This window comes from Faunimonas pinastri, from assembly GCF_900110915.1.
Classification (GTDB): Bacteria; Pseudomonadota; Alphaproteobacteria; order Rhizobiales; family Afifellaceae; genus Faunimonas; species Faunimonas pinastri.
This window is the reverse complement of record NZ_FOFG01000005.1, coordinates 48,712-62,966: the sequence shown is the minus strand read 5'-3', so window position 1 is coordinate 62,966 and position 14,255 is coordinate 48,712. Positions and strand designations below refer to the sequence as shown.

General features: G+C 68.8%; 8 protein-coding genes. 6 read left to right on the top strand and 2 right to left on the bottom strand.

Annotated features, from left to right (window positions below; translation table 11 throughout):
• The first annotated feature begins 81 nt into the window (after positions 1-81).
• The 6 genes from BMY25_RS08475 to trxA are packed head-to-tail and all read left to right on the top strand — an operon-like array spanning position 82 to position 11,862.
• Positions 82-2,532 carry a sensor histidine kinase gene (locus tag BMY25_RS08475; RefSeq protein WP_177176788.1) on the top strand — a complete coding sequence of 817 codons (2,451 nt, stop codon included), beginning with the start codon at positions 82-84 and terminating at the stop codon, positions 2,530-2,532.
• 9 nt (positions 2,533-2,541) lie between these two features.
• Positions 2,542-4,038, top strand: a complete 1,497-nt coding sequence (gene tsaE, locus BMY25_RS08470; protein ID WP_092496212.1) for a tRNA (adenosine(37)-N6)-threonylcarbamoyltransferase complex ATPase subunit type 1 TsaE — start codon at positions 2,542-2,544, stop codon at positions 4,036-4,038.
• 15 nt (positions 4,039-4,053) lie between these two features.
• The gene (locus BMY25_RS08465) at positions 4,054-4,770 is read left to right on the top strand and encodes a nucleotidyltransferase family protein (RefSeq protein ID WP_238858227.1); all 717 of its coding nucleotides are present in this window, start codon (positions 4,054-4,056) and stop codon (positions 4,768-4,770) included.
• Positions 4,771-4,823: 53 nt separating this feature from the next.
• Positions 4,824-7,967 carry a double-strand break repair protein AddB gene (addB, locus tag BMY25_RS08460; RefSeq protein WP_092496211.1) on the top strand — a complete coding sequence of 1,048 codons (3,144 nt, stop codon included), beginning with the start codon at positions 4,824-4,826 and terminating at the stop codon, positions 7,965-7,967.
• The gene (gene addA, locus BMY25_RS08455) at positions 7,964-11,485 is read left to right on the top strand and encodes a double-strand break repair helicase AddA (protein ID WP_177176787.1); all 3,522 of its coding nucleotides are present in this window, start codon (positions 7,964-7,966) and stop codon (positions 11,483-11,485) included. Before addB ends, addA begins: the two co-directional genes overlap by 4 nt.
• 53 nt (positions 11,486-11,538) lie before the next feature.
• On the top strand, positions 11,539-11,862 hold the full coding sequence (trxA, locus tag BMY25_RS08450) for a thioredoxin (protein WP_092496209.1): 324 nt from the start codon (positions 11,539-11,541) through the stop codon (positions 11,860-11,862).
• Positions 11,863-11,900: 38 nt separating this feature from the next.
• On the opposite strand, the gene BMY25_RS08445 is transcribed toward trxA, so the two are convergent.
• Together BMY25_RS08445 and accD are read right to left on the bottom strand one after the other, a co-directional pair.
• Entirely contained in the window at positions 11,901-13,202 is a 1,302-nt protein-coding gene (locus BMY25_RS08445) for a bifunctional folylpolyglutamate synthase/dihydrofolate synthase (RefSeq protein ID WP_177176786.1), read from the bottom strand.
• 26 nt (positions 13,203-13,228) lie between these two features.
• Positions 13,229-14,209, bottom strand: a complete 981-nt coding sequence (gene accD, locus BMY25_RS08440; RefSeq protein ID WP_092496359.1) for an acetyl-CoA carboxylase, carboxyltransferase subunit beta — start codon at positions 14,207-14,209, stop codon at positions 13,229-13,231.
• Between the last annotated feature and the right edge of the window lie 46 nt (positions 14,210-14,255).

The following is a 14,255-nucleotide window of genomic DNA, read 5'->3' as shown; positions in this document are numbered from 1 at the left end:
GATAAGCTCCGCCAATGATTCGGGCAGGCCGACTGCCTGGACGCGGCGGGGCGAATGGCGACAACGAGACTTCCACGGGGCATGGGATCGCGAGGACATCGGCGCGGCGCCGCTACCATCGGCTCGCTTCTCTGCACCGCCGCCATCGCCACCCCCGCATCCGCCGCGCCGCTGGCCGGCAGCGGCTCCGCCTTCGGCACCGTCCTGGCCTTTTCCGTCTGCTCCGGCTCCGTGCTGGTCGCGGCGGCTTCGCTTTATCTTCTCGGCCGCTCGCGGCGCGACAACAGGCTCGGATCCGCGCAGGCCGAGATCGCCGATCTTCGCAGCCAGGTGGACCGAGCGGAAGCGCTGCTTGCCGCCGACGACCAGAAGACCATCGTCTGGGACGGCGCCTCCGCCAGCGCGGACGTTCTGGGCTCGCTTCCCGAGCATGTCGGCGCCCCCTTCGCCCGCTCCGAATTCCTGGCGATCTCCCGCTGGCTGCAGCCGGAGAGCGCGCAGTCGCTGGAAGAGGCCGTCAGCCGTCTCCGCCGCGGGGGCGAAGGCTTCCAGATGCCGGTCCGCACGGCGGCCGACGCGCTCCTTGAAGTCACCGGCCGCACCAGCGGCAAGCGCTCCCTCGTCCGCTTCCGTGAACTGAGCGGCGAGCGCCGCTCGCTCGCCGAGCTCAAGGAGCAGGCGGGCTACGTCGCCAACGAGATGGTGGCTCTCCGCACGCTTGCCGACGCGCTGCCCTTCCCCCTGTGGCGGCGCAACCGCACCGGCCGGCTCACCTGGGTGAACCGCGCCTATGTCGCCGCGACCGAAGCCGCCAATGTGGACGCCGTGCTCAGCATGGGCATCGAGCTCTTGCCGGCCCGCGCGCGCGATGCCGTCCGCGAGGCCCATCGCGCCGGCCGCAACTACGACGGCAGCGCCGGTGCCATCGTGGCAGGGGAGCGGCGCAGGCTGCAGGTGTCCGATATCCTGATCGACGACGGTTCCGTCGGCGGCGCGGTCGACGTTTCCGAGATCGACGTGGTCCGCACCGAGCTGAAGCGCGTCACGGAGAGCAATGCGAAGACGCTGGATCTCCTGACGGCCTCCGTCGCGATCTTCAACCGCGAGCAGAAGCTCCTCTTCTTCAACGAGGCGTATCGCCGGCTGTGGGGTATCGCGCCGGCCTTTCTCTCCGGCAATCCCGACGAAGCGTCGATCCTCGATCATCTGCGCGCCGACCGGAAGCTGCCGGAACAGGCGAATTACCGCGAATGGCGCAAGCGCCACCTCGACGGCTACCGCACCGTCGAGACGCGCGAGGAATGGTGGTATCTGCCGGACGGCCGCTCGCTGCGCATGGTCGCGGTGCCCAATGCCGAGGGCGGCCTGACCTATATCTTCGAGAACGTCACCGAGCAGCTTTCGCTGGAAAGCCGCGTCAACGCGCTGTCGCAGTTGCAGGGTGAAACGCTGGATCATCTGACCGAGGCCGTCGCGGTGTTCGGCACCGACGGCCGGCTCCGGCTCTTCAACCCGGTCTTCGTGAATATCTGGCGCCTGTCGCCCGCCAAGCTCCGCGAGGAGCCGCATATCAACGATATCATCGGGGAGTGCTCGGCGATCTACAAGGACGCCGGGACCTGGGACGCGGTGCGCAACGCCGTCACCAATCTCGACCATGCCGAGACGATTTCCGGCCGCATGCATCGGCCCGACGAGAGCGTGATCGATTTCGCCACCGTGGCGCTGCCGGAAGGCATGACCATGGTCACCTTCGTGGATGTCAGCGACAGCGCGCGCATGCAGCGGGCGCTGAGCGAGCGCAACGAGGCGCTGGAAGCGGCGGACCGGCTGAAGACCGACTTCATCCAGCATGTCTCCTACGAACTCCGCTCGCCCCTGACCTCCATCATCGGCTTCGCCGAGATGCTGTCGGACGAGACGATCGGCGGCCTGAACCCGCAGCAGCGCGAATACATGGACCACATCGCGTCCTCGTCCTCCGCGCTGCTGGCGATCATCAACGATATCCTCGACCTCGCGACCGTGGACGCCGGCATCATGGCGCTCGACATTCGCGAGGCCGATATCCGCGCCGTCGCCGAAGCCGCGGTGGAGGGGCTGCGCGACCGGCTGGCGGAGGGCCGGCTGACGCTGGACATCACCATTCCCGCCGGCATCGGCACCTTCCACGTGGACGAGCAGCGCGTCCGGCAGATCCTGTTCAACGTGGTGTCCAACGCGATCCGTTTCTCCCGCGAGGGCGGGCGCATCGAGGTCGCCGGCGAGAAGCGCGGCGGCTGGGTGACCTACACCGTCCGCGACGATGGCATGGGCATCGCACCGGACATGCTGCCCAGCGTCTTCGAGCCCTTCGAGGGACGTGCCTCAGGCGGTCGGCGTCGTGGCCCGGGCCTCGGTCTTTCCATCGTGAAGAGCCTCGTGGAACTGCATGGCGGTGCCGTCGACATCCAGTCGCACGAAGGCACGGGGACAGTCGTAACCGTGCGGTTGCCCGTCCTGCCCAGCGCGGCCGCCGCCGCCGCCGAATAGAAGACCGCCATGGCACACGATTTCCGCACCATCCTGGAGGCGCATCTCCCGGACGAGGACGCCACCGGCCGGCTGGCGCAGGATCTCGCGACCGCGCTCCTGCCCGGCGATCTCGTGCTTCTCTCCGGTGATCTCGGTGCCGGCAAGACGAGCTTCGCCCGGGCCCTGGTCCGCGCGCTCGCCGGCGACGCCGAATACGAGGTGCCGAGCCCGACTTTTCCGATCCGTGTCGACTATGCCTTTCCCCGCCTGAAGCTCGCCCATGTGGACCTCTACCGCGTCGCCGGGCCGGACGAGGCGGAAGAACTCGGTCTGGAAGAGGTGTTGGAAGACGGCGCCCTTGTCGTGGAATGGCCGGAGCGGTTCCCCGACTGGCCGTCGGCCCGGCGTCTTGAAATCGTCCTGACACCCGAGGGCAGCGGCCGTAATGTGGCGATTGCCGGCGGCGAGCACTGGCAGGCGAGGCTGGCGCGCAGCCGCGCCGCGCGCCGTTTCCTCGATGCCGCCGGCTGGATTGGCGCCGGGCGCAATCCCATCGTCGGCGATGCCTCCAGCCGCGCCTATGAGCGTGTCCGCCATGACGGGCGCGTGGCGATCCTGATGAACGCGCCGGCCCGGCCCGAAGGTCCCGCCCTCTACGATGGCCGGAGCTACGATGCGCTGGCGCACCGGGCGCTGGACGTGCGGCCGTTCCTGGCCATCGACGCGGCGCTGCGAGAGCACGGCTTCCGCGCGCCGGAAATCTTCAGGGCGGATGCGGAAGCGGGGCTGGTGCTGCTGGAGGATCTCGGTGGCGACGGGCTGCTGGACGCCGAACGCCGGCCCATCCTGCCGCGCTATGAGGCAGCGATGGAGTGCCTCGCCGCCATGCACGCGGTGGACTGGCCGGATACGGCCGAGGGCGCCGGCGGTCCGCACAAGGTGCCGCCCTACGACCGCGAGGCCCTGCTTGTGGAAATCTCGCTTTTCCCCGACTGGTTCTCCCGCGTGCGGGGCGAGAGGGCCTTTCCGTCGGAAGATCTCGAACCCTTCCTCGCGGCATGGAGCGGTGTTCTCGGCCGGCTCGACTGGACGGCGCGCACCTGGGTGATGCGCGATTTCCATTCCCCCAATATCCTCTGGCAGGATGAGGCCGAAGGCACCGACCGGATCGGCATCATCGATTTTCAGGACGCGCTGGTCGGCCACCCCGCTTACGACGTGGCATCGCTGGCGCAGGATGCGCGCGTCCCCATGAGCGCGGAAGAGGAAGCGCGGCTGAAGCGGCATTACCTTGAGGCGCGTCGCGCGCTGGGCTCCTTCGACGAGGAAGGCTTCGACGCCGCCTATGCGATCCTCGGCGCGCAGCGCGCCACGAAGGTGCTCGGCGCCTTCACCCGATTTGCGGTGGTGGAGGGCAAGCCGACATACCAGCGCCATCGGGAGCATGTTAAGGGCCTGCTCAGGCGCAATCTCGCGCATCCCGCGATGGCTGACCTGAAGGCCTGGTATGATCCCTATCTCTGAAATGCGGAGGCATCCATGATCCAGCCGAAAACGGCTATGGTTCTCGCTGCTGGCTACGGCAAGCGGATGCGGCCCGTCTCCACCACGACACCGAAGCCGCTGGTGCGGGTGAACGGTCGCTCGCTCATCGATTATTGCCTGAACGGCCTGGTCGAGGCCGGCGTCGAAACCGCAATCGTCAACGTCCATTACCTCGCCGATCTGGTCGAGGCGCATCTGGGCAAGCGCCGCGCCCCGGAGATCGTGTTTTCCGACGAGCGCAAGCAGCTTCTGGACACCGGCGGCGGCATCAAGCGCGCGCTGTCGCATCTCGGCGAACAGCCGTTCTTCCTCCGCAACTCCGATTCCTTCTGGCTGGAAGGCGTGCGCCGCAATCTCGACTGGCTTTCCGCCGGCTGGGACGACGACCGGATGGACGCGCTGCTGCTGGTCGCGTCGACCGTCTCGTCGGTCGGCTACCAGGGGCGCGGCGACTTCACGCTCGACAAGCATGGCGTGCTGAGCCGCCGGCCGGAGCGGACCGTTGCCCCCTTTGTCTATGCCGGCGCGGCGATCCTGCATCCGCGCCTCTTCCGCGACACGCCGGACGGGCCGTTCTCGCTCAATCTCCTCTTCGACAAGGCCATTCGCGAGGGGCGGCTCTTCGGCGTCCGGCTCGACGGCGTCTGGATCAATGTGGAAACACCGGCGGCCATCGCGGTGGCGGAAACGGCCCTCCTGGAAAGTGCCTGAGCGCGATATAATCTAGGGATTCTCAACGATCGAATCCTCGAAAGCGGAGTTCCATGCGGCCAAGCCACGTCTTCACGATCCCGCCGGGTGCTCCCTTTCTCGACACGCTGGTCGACGCATTCCTCGGCGGTGAGCTGATCGAGGGGTTCAGCGCCTCGGCCGATCCCTTTGCCCTGGCCGACGCCACGATCTACCTGCCGACCCGGCGTGCCGCGCGCGCCATTCGCGAAAGCTTCCTCAAGGCGTGCGGCAAGGCCGTGCTGCTCCCGACGATCCGCACGCTGGGCGACGTGGACGAAGACGAGTTCAGCCTCGACGGAAGCCTGCCGGGCGCGCTGGATGCGGATGGCCTCGGCCTGCCCCCGGCGATCTCCGCCATGCGCCGCCAGTTGGAGCTTTCCACACTGGTGCTCGCCTGGTCCGGCGCGACGTTCCGCCAAGCTGCGGGCCTCGGTGACGAGCCGCCGCTGGTGCAGGCCTCGCCTGCCGATGCGGTCCGCCTCGCGGCGGCGCTGGCGCAGTCCATCGATCAGGTAGGTTCCGGCGGCCCCGGCTGGCAGGCGCTGGAAGGCGTGCTCGATCGCGGCGAACTCGCCCGATACTGGGAAATCACGCTGAGCTTCCTCAGGATCGCGACGGAAGCGTGGCCGCAGCATCTCCGGGAGCAGGGCCTCATCGATCCCGGCATCCGGCGTGACCGGCTGGTGCGCGCGGAAGCGGAGCGGCTTGCCGCCCACCCCCCGCGCGGCCCGGTGATCGCCGCCGGCTCGACCGGCTCGGTGGCGGCCACTGCCGCGCTGCTGGCCGCCATCGCCCGCCTGCCGAATGGCGCCGTGGTGCTGCCCGGGCTCGATACCGACCTCGACGCCCCGAGCTTCGAGGCGATCGGTGCGGAGGCGGAGGGCCCGGCCGGGCTCGGCCATCCGCAATACGGCCTGAAGCTTCTTCTGGAGAAGCTGGAGGTCCCGCGGCACGAGGTGCGCAGCCTCGGCGAGGTCGCCCCGGCCATGGCGCTTAGAACCCGCACCGTCTCCGAAGCGATGCGGCCCGCCGATACGACGGAGCTCTGGACGCAGAAGCCGCTTTCCCCGGCGGATCGGGCGGAGGCGCTCGGCGGCTTGAGGCTGGTCGAGGCCGCCAGCGAGCGGGAGGAAGCGCTCGCCGTGGCCCTGATCCTGCGCGGGAGCCTGGAAATTCCCGGGCAGGTCGCGGCTCTGGTGACGCCGGACCGCGGATTGGCGCGCCGCGTGGCCGTCGAGCTTCGCCGCTGGGATATCCGCGTCGACGATTCCGGCGGCATTCCCTTCGCGCGCACCCGGCCGGGCGTGCTGGCCCGGCTAGTCGCCGACGTGGCGCTTGGCGGTTGCCGGGCGGAAACGCTGCTGGCGCTGCTTCGCCATCCGCTCACGACGCTGGGACTTGCCGCGCCGGAAACCCGCGCCGCCGCTCGCGCGCTGGAACGGGCCGTCCTGCGCGGCCCGCAGCTGAAGCCGGGGCTGGACGCGCTTGCCCATGCCCTTTCGGTCCGCTCCGACGTCCGCGCGGCGCAGGAGGACGGCAGCGGCACCGAGCGGCTGGGTCCTGCCGCGAGCGGCCTCTCCGGCGCCGACTGGAATGCCGCCGCCGATCTGGTCGAGCGGTTGCGTGGTGCGCTGGCGCCGCTGGAAGTGCTGCGGGATGCGGACGGTCCGGTGCCGCTGGAGGCGCTGGTTGCCGCACATTGCGAAGCGCTGGAGGCCGTCGCCGCCGATGCGGGCGGGCAGGCGGACGCGCTGTTTGCGGGAGAAGCGGGCGAGGTGCTGCGCCATACGCTGGAAGAACTGCAAGCCGCGGCCGGACATGGGCCGGATGTGAAGCCCTTCCTGTATCCCGCGCTCTTTCTCGCGTTGCTGGACGGGCTCGTCGTGCGCCAGCCCGGCGGCACCGACCCCCGCATCCATATCTGGGGTGCGCTGGAAGCGCGGTTGCAGCGCGTCGACGTGATGGTGCTTTCGGGCCTGAACGAGGGCACGTGGCCCTCGCAGACCCGCCTCGATCCGCTGCTCTCGCGACCGATGCGAGCCGCGCTGGAACTGGAGCCGCCGGAGCGCCGCGTTGGCCTCGCCGCGCATGATTTTGCCCAGGCGCTCGGGCAGAAGGAAGTGTGGCTCACCCGCTCCGACCGCGAGAACGGAGAACCGCGCGTCGCCTCCCGCTGGCTGCAGCGGCTGCTGGCGCTGGCGGGCGAGGGCTTGGCGAAGGATCTCGGCCAGCGTGGCGAGCCGATCCTCGCGGCCGCTCGTGCCATCGATGCGCCGCGCGCCGCCGTGGCGCCGACCGAGCGCCCGAATCCGCGCCCGCCTTTGGCGCTTCGGCCGAAGTCGCTGTCGGCGACGCAGATCGAGACGCTGATCCGCGACCCCTATGCGATCTATGCGCGCCACGTCCTCAAGCTCAGGCCCTTCGAGGATCTGGCGCGCCTGCCCGACGCCTCCGAGCGCGGCACGCTGATCCACGACATCCTGCAAGCTTTCGTCGAGGAGCGGCCCGCCGGTCCTTTCGACGATGCCGCGCGGGACCGGCTGCTGGATCTCGGCCGCGCCGCTTTCGCGAAATTCACCGACTTTCCGGAAATCGCGACGCTCTGGTGGCCGCGTTTCGAGAAGATCGCCGGCTGGTTCGTCGCGCGCGAGGCGGAGCGCGTCGATATCGAGGAGCGGCTGCTCGAGCGGAGCGGCGTGCTGCAGGTGACGCCGGAATTCCGCCTCACGGCTCGCGCCGACCGCGTGGACCGGCTCGTCGGCGGCGGTCTCGGCATCGTCGATTACAAGACCGGCAATCCGCCGAGCGTGGATGAAGTTCTCACCCTGTCCCCGCAATTGCCGCTGGAGGCGCTGATTGCGGAAGCCGGCGGCTTCGAGGGGCTCGACGATCCGGGCGAGGTGGAACGACTGGATTACTACCGTCTCTCCGGACAGGGCGAGGGCGGCGAAATTGCGGAGCGCGGGGCGCGCAAGGCCGGCCGCGACAAGCCTGAGGTGACCCTGCGCGAAACGATCGAGCGCACCGGCGAGCGGCTGCGGCAGCTCGCCGGCGAGTACGGACGCGAGGAGACCGGCTATCTCTCCCGCAAGATCCCCAGGCCCGGCCGGGAATTCGCGGGTGACTACGACCACCTTGCCCGCGTGCAGGAATGGACGCTGGAGGGCGAGGAATGAACGAGATCGCGCCGCTCACCCGCACCCAGCAGAACCAGTGGGCCGCGTCCGACCCGGAAGCGTCCGCCTGGGTGATCGCCAATGCCGGCTCCGGCAAGACGCATGTGCTGACGCTCCGCGTCATACGACTGCTGCTGTCCGGCTCCGACCCGGCCTCGATCCTCTGCGTCACCTTCACCAAGGCGGCGGCGGCGGAAATGTCGCGCCGCATCTTCGACACGCTGGGCGGCTGGGCGACGGCTCCGGCAGCCGAGCTGGCGGAGAAGATGAAGGCGGTGCAGGGCCGCGCCCCGACACCGGCCGAGATGCGCCGGGCCCGCCAGCTCTTCGCCCGCGCGCTGGAAACGCCGGGCGGCCTCAAGATCCAGACGATCCACGCTTTCTGCGAGCGCCTGCTGCACCAGTTTCCCTTCGAGGCGAATGTCCCCGCGCATTTCGAGATCCTCGACGACGTCGCGGCCGACGCATTGATGGCGGAAGCGCGCCACGCGGTGCTCTCGGAGGCGCTGGATCTTTCCGCCCCGCTCGGCCGCGCCATGCGCTTTCTCGCGGAGACCGCGAGCGACAAGGCTATCCACGATGGTCTCGATGCGGTGATCCGCAAGCGCGATGCACTACGAGGCTGGCTTGCCACTGTGGGTTCCGGATCCGACGGCGGCGGCGAAAGCGCCGAGGGCACGATCGGTGATGCCATGGCGGATCTCCGTCATAGGCTCGGACTTCGCGCGGACGAGACGGAGGCCTCGCTGCACAAGCAAATCTGCCAAGCCGCGAAGTGGCTGGGCACGCATTGCAGCACTCTGATCGAAGGTTTGGATGCGCTGCTGTCGGACGGCGGCAAGGACAATGACCGGTCTGCTCATGTTGGACTGCAAGCCATTGCGGAAGCAGGCCATGAGCAAGCGGAGAGTGCGGCACGTCTGGCCTTTTTCTTGACGAAAAAGGAGGATGGGTGGTCACCTCGTGTAGCCAATCGGCGGTTCAGCGCTGCTTTTCGCAAAAAGAACACTGGACTCGACGAACTGGTAGAAGACGAAATCGAGCGCCTGCTGCCCCTCGCGGCGAAGCTCAACGCGGCGAAGGCCGTCACCGCGACCGAGGCGCTGCTGACCGTCGGCGACGCGATCCTGCAACGCTACGGAACGGCCAAGAGCCGCGCCGGCTATCTCGATTACGACGACCTGATCGTTCGCACGCGCAATCTGCTGGAGCGATCCGGCGCGGCGGCCTGGGTGCTCTACAAGCTCGACGCGCGGCTGCGGCATATCCTTGTGGACGAGGCGCAGGATACGAGCCCCAACCAATGGGCGATCGTGCGCGCGCTGGCCGGCGATTTCTTTGCCGGGGAAACGGCGGGCCGGCGTGATCGCACGATCTTCGCGGTGGGTGACGACAAGCAGTCGATCTACGGCTTTCAGGGCGCGGCGCCGCGCATGCTGAACGAGATGAAGGAGCATTTCCGCTCCTCCGCCTCCCGCGCCGAAGCTTCCTTTGTCGCGACGCCGCTTTTCCTGTCCTTCCGCTCCACCAGGGAAGTGCTGGACGCGGTGGATGGGGTTTTTCATGGCGATCTCGCCGGCCGCATCACCGCGTCCGACTACGAGATGCATGCCGCGCACCGGCATCTGGCGCCGGGCGAGGTGTTGGTCTGGCCGCGCTGCCTGAAGCCGAAGCGTGAGACGCCGGAAGACTGGACGACGCCCTTCGACGCGCCGACGGCCGCGGAAAGCGCGCTGGCGCAGCAGATCGCCGGGGAGATCCAGCGGCTTCTCGCCGATCCGGTGCTGCGTTCCGGCAAGCGGATCAGGCCGGGCGAAATCATGATCCTGTCGCGCAAGCGCGACGCCTTCGTCGCGGCGATGAACCGGGAGCTGAAGAACCGCCGCATTCCGACGGCCGGCGCGGACCGCATCCCGCTGTCGCGCCACATCGCCGTGCTCGACCTTCTGGCGCTGGCCGACGTGATGCTGCTGCCGGAAAACGACCTGCAACTCGCCGCGGTGCTGAAATCGCCGCTGATCGGCCTTTCCGAAGCGCAGCTGATGGAGGTCGCGGCGCGGCGCGGACGGATGTCGCTGTGGGAGGCGTTGCAGGGATCGGAGGTGGTGGCCTGCCGAAAGGGTTACGAGCGCCTGCGCGGCTGGCGGGGAATGGCGGACCAGGTGACGCCCTTCCGCTTCTTCGCAACGGTGCTCGGGCCGGATGGGGGCCGCCGCGCCTTCCGCGAGCGGCTGGGCTCGGAAGCGGAGGACGTGCTCGACACATTCGTCAGCCAGACGCTGGCCTATGAAGGCACGGAAGCGCCGTCCTTGCAGGGCTTCACCGCCTTTCTGCGGGCGAGCGAGCGCGACATCAAGCGAGAGCTGGACGAAGGCAGCGCCGGCGTCCGCGTCATGACCGTGCACGGCTCCAAGGGGCTTGAGGCCGACGTGGTCTTCCTCGTCGATACCGGCGGCCAGATTGTGCCGACGCAGCACCGCGATGCGCTTGTTCCAGTCGGCGACCAGGTGAGCGGGGAAGCCTTCCTCTGGCGCAGGAAGTCGGCCGAGGCGCCGCCGGAGCAGGCGAAGGCGGATGCCGAGGCCGGTCGCGACGCCAAGGACGAATATGCCAGGCTTCTCTACGTCGCGATGACGCGGGCGCGCGACGTGCTCCATGTCTGCGGCATTGCCGGCGAGCGCACCGAGGACGATTGCTGGCACGGGCTGATCGCCAATGCGCTGGTGCCGGAGGATGCGCCGCGCGACCCCGAAACCGGGGAACTGGAAGCGCCCTATCACTGGCCGGTGCCGCCGCGCGAAGCCGTTCCTCCGGCCGGGGAAGCAGCACGCGGCGAGGAGGCTGAGGCGCAGGTGTTCGAATGGCTGCACCGCGCCGCCCCGTCCCCGTTGCCGGGGCCGGAGCCGCTGCGTCCCTCGCGCGGGCTTGCCGAACCGGAAGCCACAGGCGACATCGCCGCGCGCCCGTCGCCGTCGCCGCTGCCGTCCGACGCACTGATTCGCGGTCGCGCCGTTCACAAACTCCTGCAGATCCTGCCGCGACTGCCGCCCGAGCGCTGGGAAGCCGCCACCGAGGCGTTCCTTGCCCGCGATCTCGCCGAGCGACCGGACCTGCACGAAACGCTGGCGGCGGAAGTGCTGGAGGTTCTCCGCCATCCCGATCTGGCCGACATCTTCGGGCCGGAAAGTCGGGCGGAGCTGGCGATCGTCGGCGAGGTGAAGGCGGCGGGGGAGACCTATGCCGTCTCGGGACAGATCGACCGGCTGCTCGCCACGCCGGAGATCCTGCACATCGTAGACTTCAAGACCAACCGTTTCGTCCCCGCCACGCTGGAGGCGGTCGATCCCGGCTATATCCTGCAGCTGGCGCTTTACCGCCGGTTGCTGGCCGAGATCCATCCCGGCAAGGCGATCCGCGCCAGCCTCGTCTGGACGGCGCGTGCTTCCCTCATGGACATCCCCGACCATGCGCTGGATGCGGCACTGACCCGCATCGGCGTTACGGTCGCCGCTCCTTGATTCCGGTGGGTTCGCTTTCTACGTTTGGTTCAACCGCTCATCAGGAGAGAATCATGGCCACCGACCACGTCACAGACGCCGATTTCCAGACCAACGTCCTCGGCTCGTCCGAACCCGTCCTCGTGGATTTCTGGGCGGAATGGTGCGGCCCCTGCAAGATGATCGCCCCGCATCTGGAGGAGATCGCCAACGAGCTCCAGGGCAAGGTCAAGATCGTGAAGCTCAATGTCGACGAGAACCAGCAGACCGCCGCCAAGTACGGCGTGCGCTCCATCCCGACGCTGATCATGTTCAAGGACGGCCAGGCCGTCGACATGAAGGTCGGCGCCGGCCCGAAGAGCGAGCTGCAGAAGTGGGTCCAGAACGCCGCCGCGTAAGCGACAGCGTCACAACCGACAAGCGCGGGCCGCGCCGGTCAGACCGGTTGCGGCCCGTTTTCTTTCAAAACGAGGCCGGCCAGATAGAGCGAGCCGCAGATCAGGATCCGCGGGGCCACCTCGCCCTTGAAGTTTTCCGCGATCGCCAGCATGGCCGCGCGGACGTTCGGGTAGGCGCGGGCGGGCACGCCGGCATCCATCGCGACGGCGGCCAGCTGCGCCGGCTCGAACCCCGCGTGGCTGTCGGGCACGGGCACGGTCATCACGTGGCGGGCGAGATCGGCAAAAGGCTGGAAGAAGCCATGCGGATCCTTGGTGGTCAGCATGCCTGTGATCATCACCAGCGGGCGCGGCACCCGGTCGGCCATCTCCGCCATGGCGGTGGCGAGCACGATGCCCGCGGCCGGGTTGTGGCCGCCGTCCAGCCAGACGTCGGAATCCGGCGGAGCAAGCGCGACCAGCGGACCGGATTTCAGCCGCTGCATGCGGCCCGGCCATTCCACCTCGGCGAGTCCCCGCTCGATGGCGGCGAGCGGCAGGTTCAGCCCGGCGCGTCGCACGGTGGCGATCGCGAGGCCCGCATTGTCGATCTGGTGGCCGCCTTCCAGCCGCGGCAGGGGCAGGTCGAGAAGCCCGTCCAGATCCTGGTAGACGAGCCGGCCACGCTCGCGATGCGAGGTCCAGTCCTCGCCATGCTTGAAGAGGGGCGCGCGCAGCGCATCGGCCTCCAGCTGGATCATGGCCATCGCATGCTCGTCCTGCGGGCCGATGATGCCGGGCCGGCCGCGCTTGAGGATGCCGGCCTTTTCCGCAGCGATGCCGGTGAGTTCGTCGCCCAGGAACTCGGCATGGTCGTAGCTGACCGGCGTGATCACCGAGGCGAGGGGATGGTCGATGACGTTGGTCGCGTCGAAGCGCCCGCCCAGGCCGACTTCGATCAGGGCGTAGTCGGCGGGGTGCTCGGCGTAGAGATGCAAGGCCAGCGCGGTCGTCACCTCGAAGAAGGTGATGGGTTCGCCCGCATTCACCCGCTCGATCTCGGCAATCGCGTCCCTCAGCGTTTCATCGTCGACGATCCTGCCGCCGCCCGCGCGGCCGAGCCGGATGCGCTCGTTGAAGCGGACGAGATGCGGCGAGGTGTAGACGTGGACCCGCGCGCCGCTGGCCTCCAGCATGGCGCGCAGGAAGGCCGTCGTGGAGCCCTTGCCGTTGGTGCCCGCGACATGGATCGCCGGCGGCATCCGGTCCTGCGGCCGCCCCAGGCGTTCCAGCAGGCCAGATATCCGGTCCAGCGACAGGTCGATCAGCCGGGGATGCAGCGACTGCAACCCCGCGAGCATGGCCTCCAGCGAGGGCACTGCCGGGCCTAGGGGGTCTTGCCGGCGGCGGCTGCGGCGTCGTCCAGCACGGTGGGCACGCCGGCCGGCTTCTTGCGCTTGGCCTCGGCCACGGTGGCCTCCTCCGGCGCTTCCTCCTCGGTCGCGGGTGCGGCGGCGGCCGGCAGCTTCATGAACATGCGGCAGAGGCGGGCGAGCGTCGGCCGGAGGTCGTGGCGATGGACCACCATGTCCACCATGCCGTGGTCCTTGAGGTATTCGGCGCGCTGGAAGCCTTCCGGCAGCTTCTCGCGGATCGTCTGCTCGATGACGCGCGGGCCGGCAAAGCCGATCAGCGCGCCGGGCTCCGCGATATGGACGTCGCCCAGCATGGCGTAGGAGGCCGTGACGCCGCCGGTCGTCGGGTTGGTCAGGACGACGATGTAGGGCAGGCCCGCTTCCTTGACCATCTCCACGGCAACCGTGGTGCGCGGCAGCTGCATCAGCGACAGGATGCCCTCCTGCATGCGCGCGCCGCCCGATGCCGCGAAGAGGATCAGCGGACGGTGCCGCTCGACCGCCGCCTCGGCCGCCGCCACGATCGCCTCGCCGGCGGCCATGCCGAGCGAGCCGCCCATGAAGTCGAAATCCTGCACGGCGGCGACGATCTCGACGCCCTCGACCGTGCCGGCGCCGACGGTGATCGCGTCCTCATGCCCGGTCTTGGCCTTGGCGGCCTTGAGGCGGTCGGTATAGCGGCGCTCGTCGCGGAACTTCAGCGGATCGGTCGCAACGCCCCGGAAGGTGATGTTTTCCCATGTCGCGTTGTCGAACAGCAGTCGCAGCCGGGTGCGCGCATCGATGCGCTGGTGGAAGCCGGAGCCCGGAAAGACGAACTGGTTGGCTTCCAGCTCCTGGTGGAACACCATCTCGCCGGTCTCCGGGTTCTTTACCCAAAGGTTCTCCGGCACGTCCCGCTTGGGCCAGAAGCCCCGGATTTTCGGGCGGACGACGTTGGAAATCCAGTTCAAGGAAAGGCTCCCTTTCGAAGCGTCTTCTTCGGCCATGGTCGGTACT